Annotated in this window: 22 protein-coding genes; 12 read left to right on the top strand and 10 right to left on the bottom strand. The window is 63.3% G+C overall.

The genetic code is table 11. The annotated features are described in order from the left end of the window. Positions 1–61 precede the first annotated feature (61 nt). The 5 genes from G453_RS0114220 to panB all read left to right on the top strand — a co-directional run bounded on the left by G453_RS0114220 (position 62) and on the right by panB (position 6,363). A complete protein-coding gene (locus G453_RS0114220) occupies positions 62–988 on the top strand; it encodes a DUF362 domain-containing protein (protein ID WP_027191599.1) in 927 nt (308 codons plus the stop codon). 70 nt (positions 989–1,058) lie between these two features. After that, the gene (gene hypF, locus G453_RS0114215) at positions 1,059–3,413 is read left to right on the top strand and encodes a carbamoyltransferase HypF (protein ID WP_027191598.1); all 2,355 of its coding nucleotides are present in this window, start codon (positions 1,059–1,061) and stop codon (positions 3,411–3,413) included. 489 nt (positions 3,414–3,902) lie between these two features. Beyond that, on the top strand, positions 3,903–4,586 hold the full coding sequence (locus tag G453_RS0114210; protein ID WP_027191597.1) for a LexA family transcriptional regulator: 684 nt from the start codon (positions 3,903–3,905) through the stop codon (positions 4,584–4,586). A 231-nt stretch (positions 4,587–4,817) separates the two neighbouring features. Next, positions 4,818–5,441, top strand: coding sequence for a LexA family transcriptional regulator (locus G453_RS0114205; RefSeq protein ID WP_027191596.1), 624 nt, complete (start codon positions 4,818–4,820; stop codon positions 5,439–5,441). 40 nt (positions 5,442–5,481) lie between these two features. Further along, the gene (panB, locus tag G453_RS0114200) at positions 5,482–6,363 is read left to right on the top strand and encodes a 3-methyl-2-oxobutanoate hydroxymethyltransferase (protein WP_407635555.1); all 882 of its coding nucleotides are present in this window, start codon (positions 5,482–5,484) and stop codon (positions 6,361–6,363) included. A 197-nt stretch (positions 6,364–6,560) separates the two neighbouring features. Here the strand turns inward: panB and G453_RS0114195 are convergent, their stop codons facing one another. After that, positions 6,561–6,947, bottom strand: coding sequence for a TraR/DksA family transcriptional regulator (locus tag G453_RS0114195; RefSeq protein WP_027191594.1), 387 nt, complete (start codon positions 6,945–6,947; stop codon positions 6,561–6,563). Positions 6,948–7,162: 215 nt separating this feature from the next. Beyond that, complete coding sequence (locus tag G453_RS28835; RefSeq protein ID WP_235731769.1) at positions 7,163–7,363, bottom strand: hypothetical protein; 201 nt, start codon at positions 7,361–7,363, stop codon at positions 7,163–7,165. A 48-nt stretch (positions 7,364–7,411) separates the two neighbouring features. On the opposite strand from G453_RS28835, the gene G453_RS0114190 reads away from it, so the two are divergent. Both G453_RS0114190 and lgt read left to right on the top strand, forming a co-directional pair. Next, positions 7,412–8,515 carry a tetratricopeptide repeat protein gene (locus G453_RS0114190; RefSeq protein ID WP_235731768.1) on the top strand — a complete coding sequence of 368 codons (1,104 nt, stop codon included), beginning with the start codon at positions 7,412–7,414 and terminating at the stop codon, positions 8,513–8,515. Positions 8,516–8,633: 118 nt separating this feature from the next. Continuing rightward, entirely contained in the window at positions 8,634–9,431 is a 798-nt protein-coding gene (lgt, locus tag G453_RS0114185; protein WP_027191592.1) for a prolipoprotein diacylglyceryl transferase, read from the top strand. Positions 9,432–9,446: 15 nt separating this feature from the next. Here the strand turns inward: lgt and G453_RS0114180 are convergent, their stop codons facing one another. Together G453_RS0114180 and G453_RS0114175 are read right to left on the bottom strand one after the other, a co-directional pair. Beyond that, positions 9,447–9,689 carry a hypothetical protein gene (locus G453_RS0114180; RefSeq protein ID WP_027191591.1) on the bottom strand — a complete coding sequence of 81 codons (243 nt, stop codon included), beginning with the start codon at positions 9,687–9,689 and terminating at the stop codon, positions 9,447–9,449. Continuing rightward, positions 9,686–10,465, bottom strand: coding sequence for a glutaminyl-peptide cyclotransferase (locus G453_RS0114175; RefSeq protein ID WP_027191590.1), 780 nt, complete (start codon positions 10,463–10,465; stop codon positions 9,686–9,688). Before G453_RS0114175 ends, G453_RS0114180 begins: the two co-directional genes overlap by 4 nt. Before the next feature lie 386 nt (positions 10,466–10,851). Between G453_RS0114175 and G453_RS0114170 the strand changes: the two genes are divergently transcribed. Together G453_RS0114170 and G453_RS29120 are read left to right on the top strand one after the other, a co-directional pair. Further along, the gene (locus G453_RS0114170; protein WP_027191589.1) at positions 10,852–11,418 is read left to right on the top strand and encodes an outer membrane beta-barrel protein; all 567 of its coding nucleotides are present in this window, start codon (positions 10,852–10,854) and stop codon (positions 11,416–11,418) included. 135 nt (positions 11,419–11,553) lie between these two features. Then, a complete protein-coding gene (locus G453_RS29120; protein WP_051272436.1) occupies positions 11,554–13,890 on the top strand; it encodes a DEAD/DEAH box helicase in 2,337 nt (778 codons plus the stop codon). A gap of 71 nt (positions 13,891–13,961) precedes the next feature. Here G453_RS29120 and G453_RS26455 read toward each other — a convergent pair whose 3' ends face one another. The 6 genes from G453_RS26455 to G453_RS24170 form a co-directional block, all read right to left on the bottom strand. Continuing rightward, on the bottom strand, positions 13,962–15,740 hold the full coding sequence (locus G453_RS26455) for a methyl-accepting chemotaxis protein (RefSeq protein WP_051272435.1): 1,779 nt from the start codon (positions 15,738–15,740) through the stop codon (positions 13,962–13,964). Between the two features lie 75 nt (positions 15,741–15,815). Continuing rightward, positions 15,816–16,268, bottom strand: a complete 453-nt coding sequence (locus tag G453_RS0114155) for a cache domain-containing protein (RefSeq protein WP_027191588.1) — start codon at positions 16,266–16,268, stop codon at positions 15,816–15,818. 157 nt (positions 16,269–16,425) lie between these two features. After that, a complete protein-coding gene (locus G453_RS0114150) occupies positions 16,426–16,740 on the bottom strand; it encodes a helix-turn-helix domain-containing protein (RefSeq protein ID WP_027191587.1) in 315 nt (104 codons plus the stop codon). A gap of 7 nt (positions 16,741–16,747) precedes the next feature. Then, positions 16,748–17,101: a type II toxin-antitoxin system RelE/ParE family toxin gene (locus G453_RS0114145; RefSeq protein ID WP_027191586.1), complete on the bottom strand. Its 354-nt coding sequence runs from the start codon at positions 17,099–17,101 to the stop codon at positions 16,748–16,750. Positions 17,102–17,270: 169 nt separating this feature from the next. Beyond that, positions 17,271–19,781, bottom strand: a complete 2,511-nt coding sequence (locus G453_RS0114140) for a c-type cytochrome (protein ID WP_027191585.1) — start codon at positions 19,779–19,781, stop codon at positions 17,271–17,273. Between the two features lie 3 nt (positions 19,782–19,784). Continuing rightward, positions 19,785–20,864: a hypothetical protein gene (locus G453_RS24170; protein ID WP_156920941.1), complete on the bottom strand. Its 1,080-nt coding sequence runs from the start codon at positions 20,862–20,864 to the stop codon at positions 19,785–19,787. A 286-nt stretch (positions 20,865–21,150) separates the two neighbouring features. Here G453_RS24170 and G453_RS0114130 point away from each other — a divergent pair, with 286 nt between their 5' ends. The 3 genes from G453_RS0114130 (at position 21,151) to G453_RS0114120 (ending at position 25,654) form a co-directional block, all read left to right on the top strand. Beyond that, a complete protein-coding gene (locus G453_RS0114130) occupies positions 21,151–21,948 on the top strand; it encodes a type III pantothenate kinase (RefSeq protein WP_027191584.1) in 798 nt (265 codons plus the stop codon). A gap of 33 nt (positions 21,949–21,981) precedes the next feature. After that, positions 21,982–23,274 (top strand): phosphopyruvate hydratase, encoded by a 1,293-nt coding sequence (gene eno / locus G453_RS0114125; RefSeq protein ID WP_027191583.1) that lies wholly within the window; start codon positions 21,982–21,984, stop codon positions 23,272–23,274. Between the two features lie 265 nt (positions 23,275–23,539). Continuing rightward, positions 23,540–25,654 (top strand): hypothetical protein, encoded by a 2,115-nt coding sequence (locus G453_RS0114120; RefSeq protein ID WP_027191582.1) that lies wholly within the window; start codon positions 23,540–23,542, stop codon positions 25,652–25,654. The last annotated feature ends 17 nt before the right edge of the window (positions 25,655–25,671 follow it).

Below are 25,671 nucleotides of genomic sequence, written 5' to 3'. Positions count from 1 at the left end.
GATCGTCAAGCCCCCGCCGCGCCCCCTACACGTCCGATGGCTTTGCGTGTAGTCTGCGGCCATGAGCCGCACCGTCTATCTCGATCACGCGCCGGATTATGAAAGCCCCGGCCTGGACGCCGCCGTGGGGCGGCTGCTGGAACTGGCCGGGTGCCGCCCGTCGCGCGGGCAGCGCGTGCTGGTGAAGCCCAACCTGGTGGCCCCTTCCAATCCGGGCCTGACCTGCACACGCCCCGAGGTGGTGCGCGCGGCCTGCCGCTATCTGGCGGATTTCGGCGCGCACGTTCTGGTGGGGGACTCCCCGGCCTTTGGAACGGGGCGCATCGTGGCCCGTGCCTGCGGCATGGACAAGGCCCTGGCCGGGCTGCCCGTCAGGTTGGTCAACTTCACGCGCCCCCGCCAACTGCCGCTGACTCTGGGCGGCTCCATCGGCGTGGCCTCGCTGGCGCTGGACGCGGACCTGCTGGTGAACATCCCGCGTTTCAAGGTGCACGACCAGATGCTCCTTACCCTGGCGGTGAAGAACACCTTCGGGTGCGTCACCGGGTTCCGCAAGGCCCTGGCGCACCAGGTGCACGGCGAGAAGGGCACGCGCTTCGAGAGCATGATCATGGACGTGTGCCGGGCCATGCCGCCGTCCGTGAACCTCGTGGACGGCGTGGTGGCCATGCACGTGAGCGGCCCGGCCACCGGCAAGCCGTATCCGCTGGGGCTCCTGGGCGCTGCGGCAAACCCCGTTGACCTGGACTGCGCCCTGCATGCGGTGCTGGGCCTGCCCCCGGACGCCACGCCGCTTGGGCGCGAGGCCGTGCTGCGCGGCCTGACCGGGGACGTCTCGTATCCGCTGAAACGTCCGCAGGATTTTCCGGCTGAAGGGTTTGTGCTGCCTGCCGCGCTGGCCAACGTGGCCTTCAAGCCCGTGCGCTTCGTGAAGGGGCGGATCAAAAGCCTTTACGTGCGTCTGTGCGGAAGCGCCAAAAAGTCCTGACGCGGCGCAGGCCCGGGCATCTCCGGACGCCCTTTCCTATCCCCTGGCGATGCGCTATGTTGTGCGGAGTATGTCTGCCAGCCAACGTGAACGCCATGTGGTCGTGGGCCGCGTCCAGGGCGTGGGGTTTCGGCCCTTCGTCTATCGCCTCGCCAGGGAACACGCCCTTTCCGGGTACGTGCTGAACGCTCCGGAAGGCGTGGTCATCGAGGTGCAGGGCCTGCCAGAGCGCCTCGAACGATTCGCCACGGACCTCATCGACACCCTGCCGCCACTGGCCATGATCGTGGCGCACTCCCGTGAGAGCGTCCCTCCCAGCCCGGACGAAGGCGGCGGGGAGTTCGTCATCCGGAAGAGTACGGCGGGGGTCGGACACCATGTGCTGGTAAGCCCGGACATGGCCACCTGCCCGGACTGCCTGGCGGACATGGCCGACCCGGCCAACCGCCGCCACAACTATCCGTTCACCAACTGCACCAACTGCGGCCCGCGATACACCATCACCAAAAGCCTGCCCTACGACAGGCACGCCACGTCCATGGCCTGCTTCCCCCTGTGCGAGGCCTGCCGCGCCGAATACGAAGACCCGCTGGACCGCCGCTTCCACGCCCAACCCAACGCCTGCCCGGCCTGCGGTCCCAGGCTCTGGCTGACCGACCGCCACGGCAAGACCCTGGCCGAGGGCGACAAGGCCGTGGCCCGCGCGGCCAAGGCCTTGCGCGCTGGCAAGATACTGGCCCTCAAAGGCCTGGGGGGCTTTCATCTGGCAGCTGACGCAGCCAATCATGAAGCCGTGGCTGAACTGCGCCGCCGCAAGAAACGCCCGGCCAAGCCGCTGGCCATCATGGCCGCCGATCTGGAGACGCTCTCGAAGCTGGCGCATGTCTCGCCGGAAGAGGCTGGGCTGCTCACCGGGCGCGAACGGCCCATCGTGCTGGTGACCTTGAAAACCGGCGCGGGGCTCTCCCCCGACATTTCCCCGGACACCGACCAGCTGGGGGCCATGCTGCCTTACACCCCGCTGCACCAGGTGCTGCTGGGCGCCCTGCGTGATGCGCAGCCTGGCGGTGAGGCCGCCCTGGTGATGACCAGCGGCAACCTGAGCTCCGAGCCCATCTCGCTGGGCAACCGGGAAGCCCTGTCCCGCCTGGGCTCCCTGGCTGATCTCTTCCTGCTGCACGACCGGGACATCCTGGTGCGTACTGACGACAGCGTGGTGCGCGTGCCGCCCCAGGATACCGGCGCGCCGGGAATCCAGTTCCTGCGCCGGGCCAGGGGGTATACGCCCTCCCCCATATTTTTGCCGTCCAAAGGCCCCTGCGTTCTGGGCGTCGGCCCGGAACTCAAAAACACGGTGTGCCTCACCAAAGGCGATCAGGCCTTCGTGAGCCAGCACATCGGGGACATGCAGAACCTGGAGACCGCCGCCTTCCACAAAGAGGTGATCGAACACCTGGAGCGCATCCTTCAGGTGCGCCCCGAGGCGGTGGTGGCCGACATGCACCCGGATTACCTCTCCACCCGTTACGCCCTGGAGGAGTCCGGCCTGCCGGTGCTCCGGCTGCAACATCATTACGCCCACATCATGGCGGTAATGGCCGAGAAGGGTCTGATGGAACCCGTGGTGGGGCTGGCCCTGGACGGTTCGGGCTACGGCGGGGACCGGACCATCTGGGGCGGCGAATTCCTCTATGTGGACCCGGTGCGCATGGAGTTCAAGCGTCTGGCGCATTTCGCCCAGATGCGCCTGCCCGGCAGCGAGGCCGCCATCCGCCAGCCCTGGCGTCTGGCCATGGCCGCCCTGCACGCCCTGGGACGCGATCCCCTGGCCGAAGGCTGGCACTGGCTCAAGGGGAGGGAGCAGGCGGCGGGGCTTGTGCTCGCCATGCTGGACAAGGGCCTGAACAGTCCCCTGACCAGCAGCTGCGGGCGACTGTTCGACGCCATAAGCGCCCTGACCGGCGTATGCCCTGAAATCAGCTACGAAGGGCAGGCGGCCATCAGGCTCGAGCACATCCAGGATCACGGCGAGACGGAGGGCTACGACTGCGGGGCTCTCTCCGGAGGAGAGGACGGAGCTCCCCTGGTTTTCGATTCCTTGTCCCTGGTTGCCCAGGCAGCAGACGACATCCTTGGCGGCGTTCCGGCTGGAATGGTCAGCCGCCGTTTCCATAACGGATTGTCAAGAGGGTTGGCCCTGGCCGCCTCAGAACTCTGCAAACAGACTGCTACGAGCCAAGTTACACTCAGCGGAGGAGTTTTTTTAAATAAAACGCTTTCCCGTACGCTCCCTCGTGCTCTTTCATTGCACTCCCTTACACCACATATGCATGAGCACACCACTCCTGGCGACGGATGCATATCCCTCGGGCAGGCATTCTTTGGACAACTCACCCTCACCACGCAGAATACATCAGATTCTTGAAACAAGCGCCCAGCCGAACCGCTCCAGATTCGCATTTCTGATGCGACTTCACGTACTCTCTTCACGCAACACGTTATCTTCTCCCAAAGCCCGCGCACACTTGGATTATTAGCACTTTATCTCCTTTTTATAGAGAGAGTTACGAGCAATCCGCACAAAAAAGGAGGGAAACCCTACTTTTTTGACTTGCGTTCTCCCGAAGGCCCTATATATACAATGTTACGCCAAGTCGCGACTCTGGTTTCGCAAGATGCCCCTTGTACGGGATACATTTGCGGTCGCCGATTTCCTTCAGGGATAAGGCCAAGCGATTTGGGCGCTTCCGCGACCCCCTGCGGTCCGAGTACAGAGGCTCGACCGTAATAGACGTGCAAGTTGTCCCCATGCGACCCGTCTTCGGCAGGCCAGACGTTCCCGAGGAACAGGGTCCGGGGTTCGCGCCATTAAACGGAGCGCCCCAGGACTTAGCCCGGGGCCATGAGGTGAATCATGTACAACGCATTCGACGAAGCACTAGAACGTATCAAGCGGGCCACCGGAGCCCGCACCCAGGTCGACCTGGCGGCCATCCTCGGAATCAGGCAGTCCAGCATTTCCGACGCCAAGCGCCGTCAGTCCATCCCGGCCGACTGGCTTCTTAAGCTGTACCGTAGCCACGGCCTCAACCCTGACTGGGTCACCACCGGCGAAGCGCCCCAGGTGCTGCGCGAAGGCTTGGCCCTGCCTGTCGGCCTCATGGAGAGCGGAGCCGGGTACGCTTCGGACAAGCCCAAATCCCGCCAGGTTCCCGTCAGCGCCATGACCGGAGTGACCTACGACTCCGAGAAGGGCGTCCTGGAAGAGAAGCCCATCGAGATGCTGGCCATCCCCGAATCGTTCGCCTGCCCGGGCCTGACCGTCTTCAAGATGGAACAGCAGGACATGGAGCCGATCATCCGCCGGGGCGGCTACATCGGCATCAACAAGGACCAGAAGCAGCTGCGCTCCGGAGAAGCCTTCGCAGTGGTGCTCCCCCACGAGGGACTGGTCATCCGCAGGCTCATCAACGACTTTGAAAAGGACGAGATCATCCTTCGCACTGAAAATTCCAGCGCCGCCGGACAGTCTCTCCCCGCCTCTGCCGTCATCGGCAAAATCGTCGGTCGCGTCTGGTGGGTTCTGCAGGAACTGTAGGCCGCCTCTCCTGTCCGTCCTGAGGCCGCCCCCCTTGGCTGGGAGGGCGGCTTTTTTATTTACTACGAAAAAGGCATATCCAGATGCCTACGCAAACCTGTTATATCTACCTATATAGCTTGTCGTTATTTGGCATGCGGCATATAAAAAGAAGCGTTGCGGTTTGAAAACCTTGATGCTAGTCTTGACGTTAGCTCTATGTGATATAGATTAACAAATGGAGACTGGCCGATGCTCACCTCTTCGCACAGCGACGAAAAACTCCATGAACCGCAGGAGCCCTGCGCCTCCGTTTTCGAAGCAGGGTTCGAGCGCCTGAGAACCACCCTCGGCTTCAAGAATCAAAAGGAGCTGGCGGACATCCTGGAGATCAGGCAGTCGAGCATCTCCGATGCGAAGCGCCGCGACGTCATCCCGGCGGACTGGGCCATAAAGCTGCTCCGCAAGGAACGCGTCAACCCACACTGGATATACGTAGGGCTGCACCCCATGCGCATCGGGGACCAGGAGTGCGACCCCGGCAGCGGCTTTTGCGCCGGACAGTCGTCGTTTCTGCAAAAATACGCGACACAGGCGCTCACCATCGTCGTCATGCAGGACGCTTCCATGGAGCCTGCAATCCCCCGCGACTCCCACGTGGGCATCAACACTGACGACCGGGAAATTGTCAGCGGCGTTCTCTACGGCGTGCGCCTCCCCTATGAAGGGTCCACTGTCCGGCGAATCCTGGCCGACGACGGCCGCAAGGCAACCCTGCGCGCGGATAACCCCTCCATACCCGCCGTCACGCTGACCCACTCCAAACTGGAGTCCATCATCCAGGGAAGAGCGGTCTGGATCAAGACCTGCCCCTGAAGCATCTCCGCCCAAGACAAACGGAAGCACTTCGACTATGATTTCTCCCCGCACGAGACAGGGAGGAGCCATGCCGAAAATGAAAATCACCGCACCTGACATCGCCGCAGCCAAGGGCCAGCGCAAGCTTGTGGTCATCACCGCCTACGACGCAGGACAGGCCGCCATCGCCGAGGCGGCCGGAGCGGACATCCTGCTGGTGGGAGACTCGCTGGGGATGGTGGTGTTGGGCTACGAAGACACGGTGAGCGTCACCATGGAGCAGATGCTCCACCACGCCGGGGCGGTTGCCAGGGGAGCGCGGCGCGCCCTGGTTTTGGCGGACATGCCCTTTCTATCCTATCAGGCGGACCGGAACTCGGCGGTGACCAACGCCGGGCGCATGCTCAAGGAAGCCCGCGCCCAGGCCGTGAAAGTGGAGGGTGGACGCGAGATCGTTCCTCAGATACGGGCCATCGTCCAGGCGGGAATTCCGGTGATGGGGCATCTGGGCCTCACCCCGCAGCACGTGGCCGCGCTCGGAGGCTACAAGGTGCAGGCCCGCACGGCGCAAGCCGCCGCCATGCTCCTGGAAGACGCACAGGCTCTCGCCGACGCAGGATGCTTCGCCATGGTGCTGGAGTGCGTGCCCTCGCCAGTGGCCGAACTGGTCACACGCTCGGTGCCCATCCCGACCATCGGAATCGGGGCAGGCCCGGACTGCGACGGCCAGGTGCTGGTCTTTCACGATCTGCTGGGGCTTTACGGCGACTTCAAACCCAAATTCGTCAAGCGCTATGCAGATCTGGGCGGCATGGCCAAGGACGCGCTGGGACGTTTCGCCGAGGACGTCCGTTCCGGAACGTTCCCCGCCAAGGAGAACAGCTTCGACATGGCCCCCGACGAACTGGATAAGCTCCTGGGCGACACGCAGGCCTCCTGAGCGAGCGCGCCTGGGACGGCGCAGCGGGACGTCGCGGCGTGGATGACAACCGCCCCGTCAACCGGCCCCCGTACACCTGAGGCCCGCCAGAAGAGATGCAGCACGCCGGAGTCAGGGCTGCTGGAGCTGGGCCAGTGGGCTGACCCTCTTACCGGCATCCAGGCCGACACGGCCCGGAACATGGACCGGCGAGCAGATCAGCAATGGAAGAACCCCGAGGCCACGCTGAACCGGGCGCGCTCCTCGTCTTCCCGGCGGGACTGGCAATGCACGCACAAGGTGGCCATGGGCTGGGCTTTCAGCCGCGCCTGGGCGATGTCGTCCCCGCACTCCTCGCAGATGCCGTACTCTCCCGCTTCAACCCGGGCCAAGGCTTCGCGGATGGAGACCAGGGCCTGGCGGTCGCGTTCGCGCATGAGCAGTGTGAAATTGCGCTCGGCCTCCAGGGAGGCGCGATCGGCCAAGTCTGGCGGCAGGGCGTCCTCTCCGGCCAGTTCATCCATGGAGTCGCGCATTTTTGCCATGGTCTTTTCCATCATGGCGGTAAGCGTGGCGGTGAACGATTCGATCATGTGCGTGGTCATGGCGTTCTCCCGTTCTTGGTTCCGGTTGCGGCCCAGGACATCCGGGGCCGGATCGAACTCTTTGGCTAGGTGCCTCATCCCCCACGCAGGTTGAGAAGGCGTTTCCGCTTCGTGACGATTCTGTTATCCCCACGACGCCGCTTTTTCGGGAATCACAGGATCGAGCCTTGCTTTTTTTCTCCCAGCATTTAGAGTGCTGGTGTTGACATAAATATTCATTCCCAAGGCGGGGGTTCAGGATGCAGATGAAGGTGTATGACGTGGATGTCCGGGACTTTATCCAGCAGAACCGGGGTGTTTTTCTGGTTTTGTCCCAAGATCCACACTTCAACAAGAACCTGCGCAGCACACTTTTGCGCCACCTGCACATAAAAGACGACTGCGTTTTCAACGTAACCAACCAGGAACAGCTCCACAAAGAACTTCGACAGTTAATCTCGCAAAACCACAAGGTGGTTTTCTTTGTGGAGCGTGAAATCAACGGCAAATACTGCCATGATTTGGTCCAGTTCCTTAAAAATCAGTATCCCGATGTGCTCATCATCATCCTGACGACCGAGGTTGCCCGGGAAATCCTCATATACCTCCACGAGATCGGCGCGAACAACGTCATCACCAAGCCGATTTCTCCGGACATGCTCATCGAAAAGATCGCGTTCACGGTCAAGCCTCGCGGGCAGATCGGCGAGCTCATTGAAGCAGGAAAAAAACTGAACGAAACCGGTAAGTTCGACGACGCAGCCACCCTGGCCCGCAAGATACTGGAGATCAAACCCGGCAGCCCCGCCGCCCTCCTGGTGCTCGGTGACAGCTTCAAGGGCCAGAGCAGGATGGACGAGGCCCTGAACGCCTACATGGAGGCCTCGCGCAACGGGAAGCTCTTCCTGGACCCCATCAAAAAGATCGCCGAGCTGCACAAGATAACCGGAAACGTCCGCGAGGAAACCAAGTACCTCGAACGCCTGGACCGGCTGAGCCCTCTCAACGTGGACCGCAAAATAAGCATCGGCGACAATTACATGTCGCTGGGCGAGCGCGACAAAGCCGTGGAGGTTTTCGACGACGCCATCAAGCTTGCCACCAAGGAGGCCATGGCCCAGGTCGGTCGCGTGACGCGCACCATCGCCGAGCACTGCATCTCCAACGCCCCGGAGCTCTCCGAAAAATATCTGCGTCAGTCGCTGGATTCCAAGAAAGGCGCGCTGGACAAGTCCGACATCGAGACCTTCAACCGCCTGGGCATCACCCTTCGCAAGCAGGGCAAACCGGAACTGGCCATCGAGGAATACCGCAAGGCCCTGAAGATCGCGCCCAACGACGCGGGGCTTTACTACAACATGGCCATGGCCTACAGCGAGGGGCGCCAGTTCCAGGACGCCTTCAACTTCCTGGACAAGGCCCTGTCCATCAACCCTGACCTCTGGAATGCCAGCGAGACGGTCTGCTTCAACATCGCCACGGTGTTCTACCGGGCAGCGAGAAAGGAACAGGCCACCGAATTCCTGCAGAAGGCCCTGGCCATCAACCCGAATTTCGAACGGGCCAAGGCCATGCTGCGCGAACTGTAGACTGACCTTTGCGAAACCTTAAACACGTTCTGCGACATCACAAGGCCAAAGGGTTCGCCCTTTGGCCTGTTTTACGAACTTCGAATGCTGCAACAACGGGCAGTTCCACGGAAACTTCATGATAATGCACCCCGATTTCGATCCCGTAGCCCTGTCCCTCGGCCCGCTTCAGGTGCGCTGGTACGGGCTGATGTACCTCTTCGGCTTCGCTGCCGGATGGATGCTGGCCCGTGTCCGGGCGGCACGGCCCGGTTCCGGCTGGACCCCGGCCATGGTGGACGACTTCATCACCTGGTGCGTACTGGGGCTGGTCCTGGGCGCACGCCTGGGCTATGTCCTGTTCTACGACCTGGGAGCCTACATCCGCGACCCCCTGGCCATCTTCCAGGTCTGGCAGGGCGGCATGAGCTTCCACGGCGGCATGATCGGCCTGTGCCTGGTGGTCTGGTTCTTTGCGCGCAAGCACAAGATGACCTTCTTCCAGATAGGCGATTTCCTCTCGCCGCTGGCCCCTCCGGGGCTCTTCTTCGGACGCATCGGCAATTTCATCAATGGCGAGCTGTGGGGAGCGCCCTCCGGCGTATCCTGGGCGGTGGTCTTCCCCGACCCCAGGGCGGGCGGCGTGCCGCGCCATCCCTCCCAGCTCTATGAGGCCGGGCTCGAAGGGCTGGTGCTGTTCACGGCGCTGTGGCTCTACTCCGCGCGCCCCAGGCCCGCAGGATGCGTCACCGGCATGTTCCTGGCGCTTTACGGCCTGTTCCGCTTCCTGGTGGAGTTCATCCGCGAGCCGGACCCGCAGCTCGGGTATCTGGCCTTCGGCTGGCTGACCATGGGGCAGCTGTTGTCGCTGCCCATGATCCTGGTGGGGTGCGCGCTGATCCTGCGCGGGGCAAGGCGCGGGGCGTCCGTTTCTTGACGCCCGCCCGGCCCGCTAATCTTTTTGAAGGGGTATCAACGCGAATTCGCCGCACACGTCCTGGGCCTCGGTCTCCGGCCACACGGCGAGGAAGGTCTTGCCGCGCAGGGAGTCCACCCCTTCCACCAGCGGACGCGGCGCGTGCCGTTTGCAGAAACCCCACTCGCCCTTCTGCATCTCCTCAGGCGGACAGTAGCGGCTCGAGTAGGGGATGGGACCTTTCCAGTATCGGCAGTTCTTGCAACGTGTCTTTCTCATGGTTTCGGCAAGCCCTCCAGGGCGAGTTCAAAAATTGCGGGCCAGAGCTTCCCGGTCACATAGAGCTTCTTCGCAGCCGGGTTCCAGGCGATGCCGTTCAGGTCGGAGTCTTCGGCCAGCGGCCCGAGCCGCGCCCGTAGCGGCGCGCAGTCGATCCAGGCGGCCACCTTGCCCGTCGCCGGGGAGATGACGGCTATGCGATCCTCGTGCCACACGTTGGCCAGGATGAACCCGTCCACCCACTCCAGTTCGTTCAAGCGCGCCACGGGCCGCCCCGCGTCGATCACGTCCAGGGTGCGCGTGGGCAGCATGGTTGCCGGGTCGCGCCAGGTCAGCCTGGCGGAGCCGTCGCTGGTCACCAGCCCGAATGGCGTTGCCGCCGCGCCCCACCCCTCGCCCTGAAGGGGCAGGGTCCGCACGCGCTCCAGGCTTGCGGCGTCATAGACGTGCACCTTCGCATTGCGCCATGTCAGCTGATAGAGCTGCCCTGCCCAGAGGGCAAGCCCTTCGCCGAAATCCTCCCGGTCCAGCTCCACCAGCCGCAGCACCTTTCCCGTTGCCGGTTCCACCTGTCGCAGGCTGGAGCGTCCGTTCAGGCCAGTGCTTTCGTACAGATAGCCCCCCGTGAAGAGCAGCCCCTGGGTGAAGGCCGACTGGTCGTGCGGCAGCACGGCGCTGACGGTATAGGCCAGGCTCCGGGCGTGAACTCCGGGAACCAGTACGAGCAGGATGCCCAGAAGAAGCGTCGCGATACGGGCGGGTCGGATATTTTCCATTTTTTCTCTGGCCGGAATTCCTGAGTCGCGCCCGCGCCGCCCGGAGAAGCCGGGGCTCGCATGAGCGTGCAGTAAATATCTATCGTATCGGGCTGTTACTGGGCAAGCATGACGCGACCCCGCCATCGCTTGTGATACAGCAGAGGACGTGTTCATTCGTGTCCCTTTGCGTTGCTTTCGGCTGCTAATTACCCTTTCATTGGATGTTGGAGTATTCCCAAGGATTTTAATGCCCCATAACCATCTGTTTCCTTTCGGATTACGGCTTGACAATCCTGCGGCGATGAACATTTTGTAAGAATGATTTCATGTTGAGGCATTTGACTTTACTTTGGAGCCGCTTATAAAGTCGACACAGCTGGAGTTTCCAGCTCAAGGAGGAATTCATGAGCAGCGCATTGAAAAGATCTCTCGTTTTGGGGCTGATCCTGGCCTTCGGCCTTTCCGCCAACCTGGCGGCGGCAAAAAGCCTGACTGCCGGGACCGTGTACATCGAACCGAAGGTTGGCCTGTACGCCAACTCCAACGATCGCATCAGCTCTATGTTCAGCTACGGCGGCGAGCTGGGCTACTTCGTGGCCGACGGCTTCTCCGTGGGCTTCGAGGCCCTGGGCTACGTCATCACCCAGAAGCGCACCCCCTGGAGCGGCAACGGCAACTATGAGACCGTGAACGCGTTCAGCCCCATCGGCATGCTGCGCTACCACTTCATCAACGACGAGAGGTTCGGCGTGTTCGCTGGCATCGGCCTGGGCGGCTTCTTCTCAGGTGTTCCCGTGCCGCGCAACGGCTACAGCTCCAACCTGACCGAAGTGGGCGAAGTGGGCTTCGACGTCTTCCTGACCGACAACGTCAGCATGCAGTTGGCCGGACGCTACCAGCACATTGGTGACTTCTCCAACAAGGGTGCGGACAACTGGGGCGGCAACCTCGCCGTCAAGTACGCCTTCTAAAACACATTCTTGCCGACTGCATCTCATAGGCCCCTTCGAGAGGAGGGGCCTTTTTCTTTTCATGGAAAGGAGCTATACCCTCTGCGGGTCTGCACTTTGGCGACCCCCGTGCTTCTTACTCAAACCAGGGCCATCATGGACAACACATCAGACAAATCCCAGACTCCCGAAGAATTCGAGACCCTCATTGAACCCGAGGAGTCTCTTCCCGAAATTTCCCTTGAGGATCTTCCCGAACCCCTGCGCCAAGCCGTTGCCAGGGCCGGATGGCCCGGACTCATGCCCGTGCAGGCCAAGTCCCTGCCCTACCTGCTCACCGGCCAGGACCTCATGGTCCAGTCGCGCACCGGCAGCGGCAAGACCGGAGCCTTCCTCCTGCCGATCTTCAATCTGCTCGACCTCAATGTCCACCAGACCCAGGCCCTGATCCTCTGCCCCACCCGCGAGCTGGCCAAGCAGGTGGCCATGGAGGCGGAGATGCTCTTCGAGGGCACGGAGCTGCGAGTCGCCACCGTGTACGGCGGCGTGGGCTATGGCCCCCAGACCGACGCGCTGCGCGCGGGCGCGCACCTGGTGGTGGGCACCCCGGGCCGCATCCTGGACCACCTGCTGCGCCGCAACCTCACCCTGGACGGCATGCGCGTACTGGTGTTCGACGAAGCCGACCGCATGCTCTCCATCGGTTTCTACCCGGACATGAAGGAGATCAAGCGCTACCTGCCGCCCAAGCGCCGCGTCTCCACGTTCCTCTTCTCGGCCACCTATCCGCCCCACGTGCTGCGCCTGGCCGAAGAGTTCATGGACCACCCGAATTTCCTCTCGCTCTCCGCCAAACAGGTCCACGTGGCGGACATCCTGCACGTGTACTACGAAGTGCCGGGCATGGACAAAGACCGCTGCCTGGTGCGCCTGCTGGAGATCGAGAACCCCACCTCGGCCATCATCTTCTCCAACACCAAGGCCAACGTGCACTACGTCACCGAAGTGCTCAAGGGCTTCGGGTACGACGCCGAGGAGCTCTCCGCCGACCTCACCCAGGCCAAGCGCGAGCAGGTGCTCATGCGCCTGCGCAAGGGGACCCTGCGCTTCCTGGTGGCCACCGACGTGGCCGCGCGCGGCATCGACATCCCCGAGCTGTCCCACGTCTTCCAGTACGAGACCCCCGAGGACCCCGAATCCTACGTGCACCGCGCAGGCCGCACCGGGCGCGCAGGAGCCTCCGGCACGGCCATCACGCTGGTGAACATCATGGAAGAGCTGGCCATGAAGCGTATCGGCCAGCGCTTCGGCATCGAGCTGATCAAGAAGCCCGTGCCCACCGACGAGGACGTGTCCGCCGTGGTGTCGGAGCGCCTCACGGCGCTTCTGGAAGCCGAAGTGCGCACGCTCGCCCCCCTGAAGAAAGTACGCTTGCAGCGCTTCCTGCCCCTGGCGCAGGAGTTGGCCGCCTCCGAGGACGCAGCCCTCCTGGCCCTGCTTTTGGACGAGCGCTATCAGGCCACCCTGCACGCCGTGCAGATCCAGCCGGAAGGCGCTCCCGAGGAGCCGCGCGAACAACGCCGCGAGCGTGATTACGACCGGGACCGGGACCGTGACAGGGACCGCGACCGTGGGCGCTCCAGGGACCGAGACCGCCAGCCCCGACGCGAACCGCGCCAGGACAGCGCCCCCGCGCGCCCGGCTGCCGAGCCCGTGGCCAAGCCGGAACCCAAGCCAGAGCCCAGGCCCGCTCCCAAGGCGCAGCCCAAGCCCAAAGCCTCCATCTTTACCGCACCCGCTGACGAGACGCCGGACGAGGACGACTTCGAATCCGCTTTCGACACCGCCTCGGATGAGTTGCAGAACGCTTCCGGCAACGTCGCCGAGGGAGGCGAGCCGGCAAAGAAGCGCAAGCGCCGCCGTCGCCGCAAGAAGAAGCCCTCCAGCGCCGAAGCCATGACGCAGGACAGCGCCAGCGGTTCCGATGCTGCGGCCTCCTCCGGGGAAGCGCCCGCCGCCCAGTCCACTGTGCAGCCTGCTGCCCAGCCCTCTGGCCAGGACGCGCCTGCCCGCGAGCCCCGCAAGCAGACGCCTGAAAAGGCCTCTGCCGAGGTTCCGGCGGATGCCGCCACGGTGCCTTCGGACGCCCCCCCCCAGGAGCAGGCCAAGGCGAAAGCTCCGGCCCGTGCCCGCGCCCCCAGGAAGGCCGCCCCGAAGAAGGCTGCGCCTAAGCCCGGAGCAGCCGAAACCGCAGGAGCAGCCGGAACCGCCGAAGCCCCTGAAGGCGGGGAAGCGCCCAAGCCCAAACCCCGCACCCGCAAGCCAGCCGCCAAGCCCAAGGCTGAGGCACAGCCCAGAAGCGAACCCGCGCCGGAGCCAGAAAACCCGGACAGCCCGGCCAAGGCTCTCAAGGCGGAGCGCCCCGGCAAGACTGCCAAGTCCGTGGAGATCGAATACCGCCCCGACGAGCACAAGGGCATCGAGTGGGATTAATTCCGCAATAAATAAGGCCGCGCCGTCCATGAGGACGGCGCGGCTTTTTTTATTGCCTGTGCTTCCACGTCTCAGCTTTTCTTGAGATTTTCCATCACCCCGCTCAACTCGGACACCAGTTCCCCGAGGTGGTCCAGAGCCTCCCTGGCCTGGTCCATGGCTCCGGCGGTCTCCTCCGCGTAACGGGCGATTTCCTGGATGGACTGGTTCACCTCGCCGCTGGCCGCATTCTGTTCGGCGGCTGCCGAATCTATCTGGCGTATCCGTACGGACATGTCCTGACTCAGGTTGACGATCCTGGTCAGTGCGCTCCCTCCGCCGTCCACCTGCTGGGCCACGTGCGAGATGGCCTCCACGGCCTGATCCACGCCCTGGCCGCTCATGTTCGTGCCTTCCTGGATTCCGGCGATGGAGTCCGCCACTTCGCGGGTGGCGGCCATGGTCTTCTCGGCGAGCTTTCGCACCTCGTCGGCCACCACGGCGAACCCCCGGCCTGCGTCACCGGCCCGGGCCGCCTCGATGGCCGCATTCAGGGCCAGCAGGTTGGTCTGGTCCGCGATGTCGGAAATGACCGTCATGATCCTGCCGATGCCCTCGGCCCTTGCGGAGAGGTCCGTCATGTTGGATTTGAGAGAGGTGGCCTTGACCTGCACCGCACCTATGGAGTCCACCACCGTGCTGATGACCTCGGCCCCCTCCTGAGCGCGCGCACGGGCGTCCTCGGCTGTGGAGGCTGCGTCCCCGGCTCCTCTGGCGACCAACTGCGTGGTGCCGTCCATGCGTTCCATGGTCTCCACCGCGCCGGCCAGCCGTTCCCGCTGCACCTTCGCGTCACGGAAGGCCTTGTCCACCTGCCTGTCCAGGGTTTGCAGGGCGCCCAGGACCTGTTCCACGATGGAGGCCAGAAGCCCCGCAGCCTCCAGCATGCCGCTTCGCCGCGCGGCCTCGGCGTTATCCTGGGCCATTTTCGCCTCGCAACTCGCCTTTTCCGCCAGCAGCGCCTGTTCGGCGGCCTCGGCGGACTTGCTCTCGGCCTGGCGGATCTCCTGCTTGAGCTTTTCCACCATGGCTTCCAGGCTGCGTTTCAGCTGGTCGAGTTCCGCGATGAAGTTCCCCTCGGCCTTCACGTCCAGGTTTCCGGCGGACACCTCGCCCGCGTAGCGCACCAGAACCGAGAGCGGGTCACGAATTTTTTTGGTGATGAGCCAGCCCACCACCGCCGCCACCAGCACGGACAGCACCAATGCCCCCAGGGCTGAGCGTTGCCCGGTTCTGGCCGCCTCCTTCGCGTCCTTCTCGTCTTCGGCTATCAGCTGGTCGTTGCGCGCGATAATTCGTTGCAACACGGCCAGCAGGGCTTCACCCTGCTTCTGCACGTCCACGGCGGCAAGAGCCAGCACCTCCATGCCCAGCAGGATGTCGGACGTGTCCTTGCTCCATTCGTCCAGCGTCGTCTCGAGTTTGCCCGCAATGGCCAGGAAGCTCTGTTCCTCTTTCAGGAACTGTTGCCACAGGTCGTCCGGCTTCGCAGGATCGCGCAGGGATCCCAGCCGGGCCACGGACTGTTTGAGGGCCTCAATGTTCTCGGCGTAGAGCCTGCGCTGGGCCGAACGGAATTCGGGCGTGATGGCCGGAATCAGCTGGGAGCGGAGCGCGCCGATAATCTCTCGTACGGAAAACCGCACATCCTTAAGCGACGCCAGGGACTTCATGTTCACATCGGTCATGTTGCCCAGTTCCTGCCCAAGCCGGGAGGAATTGGAATACCCGATGAACCATATGAACACGGACAAGGCGATGATCACTGAATATCCCGCGTATATTCGCAGGCTGATGGAGAACTGAGGCATGTCTTCCCCCCGTTGGGTCGATAATGACGGGACGAACCTCTCCACGGGGACGGACGAAGAGGCGGGCTGACATGACTACTTGCTGTACACGCCGCACCCGAACAGCATGCCGTCGACCGCTTCCATGTACATGCTCTTGTTCTCAATCTGCTTGCTTACAGGATTCACGAACTTGTAGTCCTGCCAGAAGGAAGACTTGGTCTTGCCCAGTTCCACGCGCTCCTTCACGAAGAATTTGCCGTCGGGGTCGCGAAGCTCCATCAAATTTTTGCCGATTTGCTTTGCGTTTGCCCCATGGGCCAGACAATTGCCGTCCATGTCGTAGACCACAACGTAGAGGTCGCGGTCCACAAAAGGCCCCTTTGGATCGTTGATGTCGGCGAAAGTCTTGTCCTTGCCCGCGCTCTTGTACTGGGCCACGGCCTTCTTCACCAGGGCCACGGCCTCGTCCTTGGTGCCGTTCTGCTGGGCCAGGGCGATACACGCGAACATGAACACGGCGACACACGCTGCGACGGCTTTCTTCATGACTCTCCTCCCGGGTTGATTCCGCGATGGGACCGATACGAACAGGCACTTTTCCACTTCAGCAAAACACCTTTTTTCCCGTCCCGAGTCAAGGGAGACAGACGAAAAAAGCCCCGGCCGATTTGGCCGGGGCTTGTGAGAACGCGCAGTGACGCAATCAGCAGACCAGAACGTGTCCCGGCCCGAGGGCTATCCTGTCTGTCAACACAATCCTCACATCGACGTTCAAGGCCGTGAGCCACCTGAAGAGCCTGTCCGTGGAAACGAGGTCAATTCTTCCGCGAAAGACCTTGGAAAGAGTCGCCTGATCGGTGCCGCACAGCACCGCCGCAGCTTTCTGGGTCAGTCCACGGGATTTGAGCAATTGCTTAAGGCGCATGAGCAACTCCGCCTTGTACAGGAGTTCGTCGGATTCAGGCAGCCCTAGATCCGCGAAGACGTTTCCCGAACCAATTTCGATATGATCGTTCATGACAACCTCACTCAGGCTTATCGTTCTCTACTGCCTGACGATACCGGGAGACTATCTTCTCGACATCCTCCCGAGGGATGCCGATGCCGTGTTTGGACTTCTTGTGAAAAACGTGAAGCACGTACACGCCTTTCTTCAATTTGGCCACGTATACACTTCGGTACGTTTCCTTGTCGTGGTCCATGACAATTTCATGAATGCCGGTGATCCCCTTGCCGAGCCCCTTAAGTGGTTTGGCGCAATCAGGTTTTCCGCCCTGCTGGACCTCGAAAAGGGCAACACCTGTCTCGATGCGTACCTGGGGCGGCAGCCCACGGAGGATATGCAGGGCATCGCCCAGCCAAAAAAGGCTTTTCGTCATGTTTCTTCCTCGTTGTCATGGTCGTTCTCTTATGGCTGCCGCCAGTTTGTTCACAACTCAATTATGGCAGATCTGCCCATTCGTCAACCACGGGCAAAATGAAAACGGCCTGGGCGCAAAAGTTCGCCCAGGCCGTCCGCATTGAGTATCCGCGCCGGAACGGAGTCCCCTACTCCACCCCCATGCCGGGGTGGTGCGCCGCCGCGTCCATGTCCATGGTGTGGCAGGCCTTGCAGTTCTTCGCGCCGCCGATGGTGCGCGCCAGCTTCTGGTATTGCAGGGGCTGGAGGTTGTCGCGGTCCTTCCCGTAGGGGTTGCGGGCCGGATAGAGCGCATGGACCGAGCCGTGACAGCTGGCGCAGGTCATGGCGTCCAGGTCGTCGCGCTTGGCCTTGAACAGGTCCTTGGCTCCGCTGGTCCAGGTTCCGTAGGCCTGGGCCTGCTCAGGGGACTTGTAGCCCACGTGGCAGGTGACGCACTTGGGCTGGTTCACCCAGGGCGCGCGCGGCGATGGGTCGGATTCACGGGGCTTTATCAGCGCGATGAGCGGATCGGCGGCCTTCACGCCCTGTTCCTTCTCCCTGGTCAAAAGCCCCAGGGCGTGATCCTCCAGGGGACCGTGGCAGTTGGTGCAGTCCAGGCCTGCGGCGGCGTGGGGATCGCGCAGGGCGCGGGTCGCGCCCTTGGGGTCAGTTGGGTGGCACATGTCGCAGGCGTCGGCCCCGCGTCCGGCCAGATAGACCGCGTGCAGTCCGTGCACCGAGGCAGACAGGTTCAGGGAGCGGTTGCCCCCGGTGGCGAAGTCATCATGGCAGGAACGGCAGTCCACCTGCCCGGCCTTCTTGGAGAGGTCCGTCAGGCTCAGGCGGTCGTGCCCCTTGAGCACGTCCTTGGCCGTTGCCGGAGCGATGCCCGCCACGCCGTGCGTCCAGGTTCCGCCGTGGCAATTCTTGCACCCGAGCTCCGAGGACACGGGCAGCACCAGCGTGGTCTCGGCTAGAATCTTCCCGGAAGCGTCCGTGGCCTGGATCACGGCCAGAGGATACGGCTGGAAGCCGTCCTTGCCCTTGACATTCTCCTTATCTGGCGCCGGATACGGCGAGACGTTTATGCCCTCGGCCCGGAAGGCGTTCCCGACAGCCTTGAAGCTGCCTGCGGCTTGGCCTTCCACGGCGTAGGTCAGGGTGACTCCCTCGGTGGTAAGCGCCGGGACGCCGTCGCGTTTCAGCAGGTGCGCGGTGATGGCCTGCGCTCCGATGTTCAGGGTCCACTGGCCGTTGTCGTAGAGCATGTTGATGCCCTTGTCGGCCACGGCGGTCAGCAGATAGGGCGCGGACTCGTCGAAAGCCGGGACCGGGGTCTCGGTCTGTGGGAGCCCCTGGGCCAGGGCGGGCTTTACGCCGTTAAGCCCCTCGGTCAGGTAGGCGGCCAGGGCCTTCTTCTCGTCCGGCGTGCCGAAGAACGGAGGCATGTATTTGCCTATCTTGCCAAGCCCCGTGAGCAGGGACTCCATGCCCGAGGCCGTGTACTTGGCCGAGCGCGGCAGGATGTCCAGCATGGGTCCGCCCTGGCTGTGGCAACTGGAACATTGCAGGAAGAACAGTTCGCGCCCGGCGTCCAGGCGGTTTTCGGCGGTGACGGCCTTGTTGCGGCTCCACTTGGCCGAAGCCAGCACGCCCGCCGTGTTCAGCTTCCCGGCCCCGGCAACGGCGATGCCGTTGGAGTAGATGTGTCCGGTGATGAGATACGGCCTGCGGGCCGCCTCGCGCATGTACTCGAAGGAGCCGATGAACAGAAACGACGCGGCCAGGGTCAGCGCGGCCACCGCGCGGGCGGCCTTTCGCGGCAGTCCTCCGGCCAGCAGCACGCCTCCGGCCAGCACAGTGGGAGCCACCCACCAGAACACGCGCATCCCGGCGGCCACCTCGGGGGAGCGCCCCAGCGCCAAAGCCTGCTGCTCCGGCGACAAAACGGAGATGTGCCACCAGCCCGACGCCACCAGCACCGGGATGGGCAGCACGGCCCACAGGGCGCAGAAGCGCGACAGGCTCTTGCGGTGCTTCTCGTCCTCCACGCGCTGGGCGGTCATCAGGCCGAACACACCGGCCAACAGCGCCGCGATGGCCGTGCGGAACACCAGGCCGGGCCAGAACGTCGGGTTGAAGAAGCCGTCCCAGAAGCGATGCGTCGTGAGCCAGTCTCCAGGCGTGAGCATGAAGGAGATGAATCCCTGCACCATGGCCAGCGAGCCCCAGGCGAAGGCGGCGTACATCCAGGCCAGGATCAGGCGGCGCGTGGAGCGCTCGGACTCGAAGGAGCGCATGTAGGTGATGAGGGTGACGATCTCCGCCAGGAAGAAGGTCCACTCCGTGGCCCAGCCCAGTACGAAGGAGTGTATCAGCGTGGCCGTGGCCCCCGGTGCTCCGATGGAGATGGAGAACCAGATGCCCACGCCCGTAAGCCCGCCAACCACCATGGTGAACACCAGGAAGAACTTGGCGTAGCGGCGCAGGTAATCCTTCATGACCCCAAGGCCCAGGCGCTGCACCCGGGTCTCCATGACGGCGATGAACATGCCGCCGCCCACGGCGAAGTGGGCGATGAACACGTGGATGGTGGCCACCAGGGCGATCAGCAGGCCGCCGCCCCAGAAGCCCCATTGCAGTACGGGATAGTCCATGGATCAGGCTCCCTTCACGCCGGAGGCGGGCGCGTCCTTGACGGGGTGTTTCGCGGCCCACCAGACCACTGCCAGGCTCACGGCGAAGCAGCCGAAGAACATGGCCACGGTGCTCGGTTCCGGTATCACGGGAAGCGACGCGGGATCGAAATACGGCTCCAGGTAGAACTGCCTCAGCACGCCGCGCATGGCGATCATCACGGCGATGGTGGCCACGCCGCAGGCGGCCGCAGGCATGAGCCGCCTCATGAAGGCAAACGCAGCAGCGGCTCCGGCCCCGGCGATTCCCGCCAGCAGAAGCCCGGTGGCCAAGGGGTCGCCCCCCATGAACCCGAGCATCACGGGCCTTGGCAAGGCCATCAGCCACCACACGCCGCCCAGGAACTGGGCCAGGGTGGCCCAGCCGAACCAGGCCAGCCCCTGGGCCACGAGTTCCTCGCCGTGGGGGTCGTGGTGGCGGGTGCGCCTGCGCCCGACCATGGCCAGGGCCAAGCCGCCGATGGCCAGGGACGCGGTGACGAAGTGCAGCCAGCGCGGCAGGAGCGTCGCGTCGCTCCAGGCCGTCATAGTGCCCGAAGGGTTGTTGAAATATCCGGCCCACATGTCCGGGCGCACCAGCAGCACGGCGTTGTGGCTCTGCACAAGGCTTGCGTAGAGCATGAGCACGCTCATCACCCCCCAGACCAGCGTGCCGCGCTCGTTCCCCGCGTGCAGGGCGTACTTCTGGCGGTAGGCCAGCCCGTAGGCCCCCATCACCGCCAGCACCACCCCGAACCAGTACACGCCCATGAGCGTGGAGCTGACGTACAGGAACTGCCCGTAGAGCACCTGCACGAACAGCAGCGGCGCGACGCCGATGTTCACGGTGAGCGCGGTGAGGTTGGGGATCATGCCCGCCTGCTGTCCCAGGGCCGGAGTGGCCTGGGGAGATCTGAGCGACCGGACGAACCCCAGGAGCGTCAGCCCCAGCATGGTGTTCATGAAGAGGATGTGGACGAAGAACGTCAGGTCCAAAAGACATCGAAACAGCCACGGCGCGGCGGGGATGGCCTCTGCCGCCGGGATCATCGCACTCGGTTCCATCAGGTGTCCTCATGGGGCGGTAAAAGAATGCACAGGCGCAAAACGCCTGGTTCATACCGATGAAAACCCACCGCAGCGAAACACCCCACGGGGCAGACGGCCCGAAGACGGACGCCTCCCCGCCGCGCCCTTCCGGCGCTGCCCGGGCCGGACCGGCGCATGAGGGTATGCGAGTGGTCAACACTGCCCCTATCACCTTTTCAAGCCCTGGAAAATAGTCTATCAACGGTCGTCTTTGCATCACATCCCAAAACATCCCGGCGCATGTCCCGCGCCTGGAGTAGCCATGGCCCTTCTTCTCTTCGACATCGGCAATACCAACATAAAAATCGGCCTCTACCGGGGCGAGTCCGGCCTGTCGTCCTACGTGCTTCCCACGCCGCGCTCCAGCACGGCGGACCAGTTGGGCCTGGACCTGGCCGCGCTGCTGGCCCGCGAGGGCCTGGACCCCGAGCGCCTGGACGCCATCCTGGCGGTCAGCGTGGTGCCGCCCGTGAACCCCATGCTGCGCCAGGCCTGCCACCGTTTTTTGGGGCGCGTGCCCCGATTTGTGCCGGAAGATGTTCCCGTGCCGCTGGAAAACCGTTACGAACGTCCAGAACAGGTGGGGGCGGACCGGCTGGTGGCCGCCTACGCGGCGCGCCGCTGCGCCAGCTCCCACTGCGTGGTGAGCGTGGACTTCGGCACGGCCACCACCTTCGACGTGGTGCGCGGCTCCAGCTACCTGGGAGGGCTGATCTGTCCGGGCGTGCTCTCCTCGGCCAGGGCCTTGGCCCAGGACACGGCCAAGCTGCCCCAGATTGATCTTGAGCCGCAGTCCTTGAAGCTGTCCATCGGACGCTCCACGGTTGAGAGCCTGAACCAGGGCTTGCTGTTCGGATTCGCCTCCATGGTGGAGGGCATCCTGGACCGCCTGGAGGATCACATGGGCGAGCCGGTCACGGTGGTGGCCACCGGAGGCTTTGCCCAGCAATTGGCACGCGTTTGTCCGGCAATCGCCAACGTAAGGCCCGAACTTCTTCTCGACGGCCTGCGTCTTGTGTATGAGGAAGCGGCGGCGAACGAAAAGCGCCGCTCACTATAATCAGTCAACGACCATCCCCAAGGAGAAATCATTATGAGCACCATCGCTGCTGTCTGGGCCAGGGAAATTCTGGATTCGCGCGGCAACCCCACCATCGAGGTGGAAGTCACCCTGGAATCGGGTGCGGTGGGCCGTGCCGCCGTTCCTTCCGGAGCTTCCACCGGCACCCGCGAGGCGCTCGAGCTGCGCGACGGTGAAGACGACCGCTTCGGCGGCAAGGGCGTCACCCGCGCTGTCGAGAACGTTCAGGGCGAGATCGCCGAGGCCGTGGTGGGCATGGAAGCCCTGCGCCAGACCGCGCTGGACAACCTGCTCATCGAGCTGGACGGCACCGAGAACAAGGGCCGCCTGGGCGCCAACGCCATCCTGGGCGTGTCCCTGGCCACCGCCCGCGCCGCCGCCAACTTCCTGGGCATGCCCCTGTACAACTACCTGGGCGGCGTGAACGCCAAGGTGCTGCCCGTGCCGCTCATGAACATCATCAACGGCGGCGCGCACGCCCCCAACAACCTGGACATCCAGGAGTTCATGATCGTGCCCATCGGCGCGGACACCTTCGCCGACGCCCTGCGCATGGGCGCGGAGACCTTCCACGCCCTGAAGAAGATCCTGGCCGCCGACGGCCACGTGACCTCCGTGGGCGACGAAGGCGGCTTCGCCCCCAACCTGAAGTCCCACGACGAGGCCTTCGAGTACATCATCAAGGCCATCGAGGCCGCCGGATACAAGCCCGGCCCCGAGATCGCCCTGGCCATCGACGCCGCCGCCTCGGAGTTCTACGCCGACGGCAAGTACACCTTCACCGGCGAAAACCGCACCTTCACCTCCTCGGAGCTGGTGGCCTACTACACCGAGCTGACCAAGAAGTACCCCCTGATCTCCATTGAGGACGGTCTGGCCGAGGGCGACTGGGAAGGCTGGAAGGAACTCACCGACGAGCTGGGCGACACCATCCAGCTGGTGGGCGACGACGTGTTCGTCACCAACCCCGACATCCTGGCCGACGGCATCAACGAAGGCATCGCCAACTCCATCCTGATCAAGCTGAACCAGATCGGCACCGTCACCGAGACCCTGGACTGCATCGAGATGGCCAAGCAGGCCGCCTACACCACGGTGATCTCCCACCGCTCGGGCGAGACCGAGGACTCCTTCATCGCCGACCTGGCCGTGGCCGTGAACTCCGGCCAGATCAAGACCGGTTCGCTGTGCCGCTCCGACCGTCTGGCCAAGTACAACCAGCTCCTGCGCATCGAAGAGGAACTGGAAGACGAGGCCCTGTACTTCGGACCGGTCATGGCCGCCCAGTGGTTCGACGTGGAGTAACACCCGCCCGGCCCTGTTGCGCCGCGTAACGCGTCCGCAACGCTTCGTGCGTACCCTGGGGGAGCTTCGGCTCCCCCTTTTCTTTGGAAGCACGGCACGAAAGAGTTCACCAACGCATTTCAAAATTATACTTGATAGTTGGCTGGCGCGCTGGCATCATAATTTGTCTTAGTTCCTATCACCGCTGGCATCTTCCCTTGCTGCACGTTCACACTGGAGATGAACGCGGCCAGAGCCAACTTATCACTTCCGAGAGGTGTTTCGGATGACCTTCCGGTACCGGTACCTGTTGAAACTGGGACTCATCGTTTCACTTTTCTGCCTTGCCGGGTTCTTCTATTTCAAAGCCAACGCCTCCTACAGCTGGCACTTCATCTGGGATATGGACCTGGCCACGGTCCTTGATGCAATCGTGATCCAAAGCGGGTACCACCCCGACCACGTAAACCACTCCGGGTTCGGGATGTACCTCCTGCTGAACTGCCTGATAGGCCTGTTTAACAGCGCAGGAGTTCTCTCCGCCGTGAGCCTCGAGGGCCTCTCCCAGTCTCTAAATCCGCTGTCCTGCGTGGCGGAACTGACCGATTTCATCCGGATGGTCTCCCCTGCGGTTTGCTTGGCAAGCGTCATGCTCCTCAGCGCTTTCTTCTTCCTCTCGTTCAGGGCCAGCCTCATGATGACCGCTCTCGCCCTTCTGGCGCTGAGCACGCAGCATTCCTTCATATACCATTCCACGATGAATCGGACGGAGTTGTTCAGCATCCTCTATTGGGCGCTGGGACTTTTCTCCATGGCCAGCTCATACAGTTTCTCTTCGCCGCGCTCCCGCACCGTCTGGATCCTGATTGCGGGCTGTTGCATGGGTCTGGCTATCCTGACCAAGCTGCAGTCCTTCATCTACGTGCTCATGGCCCCAGCGATGGTCATGCTGGTGCGGCGTCTTCTGTGCAGGCCAGTTCTGCCCTTCACGCTGTCCCCGTCCCGCGAGGGGCTGGGAAGACTTGCGGCGCTTGGCGTCTTCAACCTGATCTTCTTCGCGGGCACACTCGCTCTCGCGCGCTTTCAGGAACTGCCTCCCGGAGTCTGGAGCTTCACCGAGAAGTACGGCCTCACCTCTTTCGGACTGTTGCTCCTCCTGATCTTCATCGCCAGCCCGATCGTACTCTGGTGGGCCAGAATCAGAACCCGCCACGACTCGCTCCCTACAGGACTGGCCCGCTGGACATGCATCATGGAAACCGGCTTTCTGGCCGCATATCTGCTCCATTTTGCCGTGCTGACTTCCGTCATTGCAGGATGGCAGTATCTGCTCGCGGACCTGAAGATGACCTTCTTCCGCGCACCCCTGTACACCCCACTATCCCTGGCGGAATATTGGAGCCAGCTGTCCAGGATCGCCCTCTACGCCCCGTCCACCCTGGCACTGCACCTCCTGGCGCTTGCGTCACTTTTGTATTTCGGACGTGCGCGCCTGCCCAAGGCAGCACAGCTGCTGTGCCCCGTCGTCACGTTTGCAGCCCTGGCCTGCGCGGTGCTCAGCTCCCGCCCAATCCTGCGCGACATGCTCTGGTTCGAAACCGTCATCAATGTGCTGACGATCCTGTACTGCCTCACGCTTTCTCATCTCCGCGCACCCGGAGCACGGACCCTGCCTGCCATTATTCTCGTCTGCGTGGCCATCGGGAACCTGTTCATGGCCAAGGAGACCGGAGCACGGCTCGACGCCAGATACCACAAATACGGCTGGACCCCATACATGTGGCAGCAGTTCGTTTTCTTCGGCGCCCAGCAGAAGTACAAGGCGCTGGTGTGGGAACGTTATGGACTTACTGAGGAAACGGCGAAGAACACCGCCGGTCCCGGCCTTATCCAGGCCATGCGACACGGTGAGGTCCGCCGCGTGGCCGAGTTTGTTTTTCCGGGCAGTTTCGTTACGCTGCGCCACGTCGGCGTGGCCTACCCAGGATATCCCGCCCTGGCAGGAGACACATCCCTGAGGATTTCCCGGATGGACCCGCCCCTCAAAGGGGGGATGCTCGTTGATCCAATGTCCGGCGTCCAGCGTCTGAACGGATTCCTGCCCATCCCCCCAAAGGGAGAAGTGACGGCAGAATGGCCTCTTTCACCCTACGACAAGGACATGTCCGCTCTAACCGTGCTTCCCCGTGCGGACCTGACGGTCTGGCTGGTGGCCGAACCACAGACTCTCGACCAGGTGCTCGGGCCTGATTCCACCCAACAGCACCCTGTTGTGGAGTTGACGGACGGCGACAGGCGCCTGGAACTGAACGCAAGGCGCATAACACAATTCAGCAAGCTTCCCGTTGCCGCTTTGGGCAAACGGGTATTTTTCGTCATCACTTCACAATTCGCTTTTTAACAACTCTTTCAAAACGA

The sequence above is a fragment of the Fundidesulfovibrio putealis DSM 16056 genome (assembly GCF_000429325.1).
GTDB lineage: Bacteria > Desulfobacterota > Desulfovibrionia > Desulfovibrionales > Desulfovibrionaceae > Fundidesulfovibrio > Fundidesulfovibrio putealis.
The sequence above is the reverse complement of the archived record's forward strand: the minus strand, read 5'-3'. Positions and strand labels throughout refer to the sequence as shown.

Excerpts from the sequence above, each read along its gene's own strand:
- G453_RS0114220 (WP_027191599.1), top strand. The coding sequence starts at position 62 with ATGAGCCGCACCGTCTATCTCGATCACGCGCCGGATTATGAAAGCCCC.
- hypF (WP_027191598.1), top strand. The coding sequence starts at position 1,059 with ATGTCTGCCAGCCAACGTGAACGCCATGTGGTCGTGGGCCGCGTCCAG.
- G453_RS0114210 (WP_027191597.1), top strand. The coding sequence starts at position 3,903 with ATGTACAACGCATTCGACGAAGCACTAGAACGTATCAAGCGGGCCACC.
- G453_RS0114205 (WP_027191596.1), top strand. The coding sequence starts at position 4,818 with ATGCTCACCTCTTCGCACAGCGACGAAAAACTCCATGAACCGCAGGAG.
- G453_RS0114195 (WP_027191594.1), bottom strand. The coding sequence starts at position 6,947 with ATGACCACGCACATGATCGAATCGTTCACCGCCACGCTTACCGCCATG.
- lgt (WP_027191592.1), top strand. The coding sequence starts at position 8,634 with ATGATAATGCACCCCGATTTCGATCCCGTAGCCCTGTCCCTCGGCCCG.
- G453_RS0114180 (WP_027191591.1), bottom strand. The coding sequence starts at position 9,689 with ATGAGAAAGACACGTTGCAAGAACTGCCGATACTGGAAAGGTCCCATC.
- G453_RS0114175 (WP_027191590.1), bottom strand. The coding sequence starts at position 10,465 with ATGGAAAATATCCGACCCGCCCGTATCGCGACGCTTCTTCTGGGCATC.
- G453_RS0114170 (WP_027191589.1), top strand. The coding sequence starts at position 10,852 with ATGAGCAGCGCATTGAAAAGATCTCTCGTTTTGGGGCTGATCCTGGCC.
- G453_RS29120 (WP_051272436.1), top strand. The coding sequence starts at position 11,554 with ATGGACAACACATCAGACAAATCCCAGACTCCCGAAGAATTCGAGACC.
- G453_RS26455 (WP_051272435.1), bottom strand. The coding sequence starts at position 15,740 with ATGCCTCAGTTCTCCATCAGCCTGCGAATATACGCGGGATATTCAGTG.
- G453_RS0114155 (WP_027191588.1), bottom strand. The coding sequence starts at position 16,268 with ATGAAGAAAGCCGTCGCAGCGTGTGTCGCCGTGTTCATGTTCGCGTGT.
- G453_RS0114150 (WP_027191587.1), bottom strand. The coding sequence starts at position 16,740 with ATGAACGATCATATCGAAATTGGTTCGGGAAACGTCTTCGCGGATCTA.
- G453_RS0114145 (WP_027191586.1), bottom strand. The coding sequence starts at position 17,101 with ATGACGAAAAGCCTTTTTTGGCTGGGCGATGCCCTGCATATCCTCCGT.
- G453_RS0114140 (WP_027191585.1), bottom strand. The coding sequence starts at position 19,781 with ATGGACTATCCCGTACTGCAATGGGGCTTCTGGGGCGGCGGCCTGCTG.
- G453_RS24170 (WP_156920941.1), bottom strand. The coding sequence starts at position 20,864 with ATGGAACCGAGTGCGATGATCCCGGCGGCAGAGGCCATCCCCGCCGCG.
- G453_RS0114130 (WP_027191584.1), top strand. The coding sequence starts at position 21,151 with ATGGCCCTTCTTCTCTTCGACATCGGCAATACCAACATAAAAATCGGC.
- eno (WP_027191583.1), top strand. The coding sequence starts at position 21,982 with ATGAGCACCATCGCTGCTGTCTGGGCCAGGGAAATTCTGGATTCGCGC.
- G453_RS0114120 (WP_027191582.1), top strand. The coding sequence starts at position 23,540 with ATGACCTTCCGGTACCGGTACCTGTTGAAACTGGGACTCATCGTTTCA.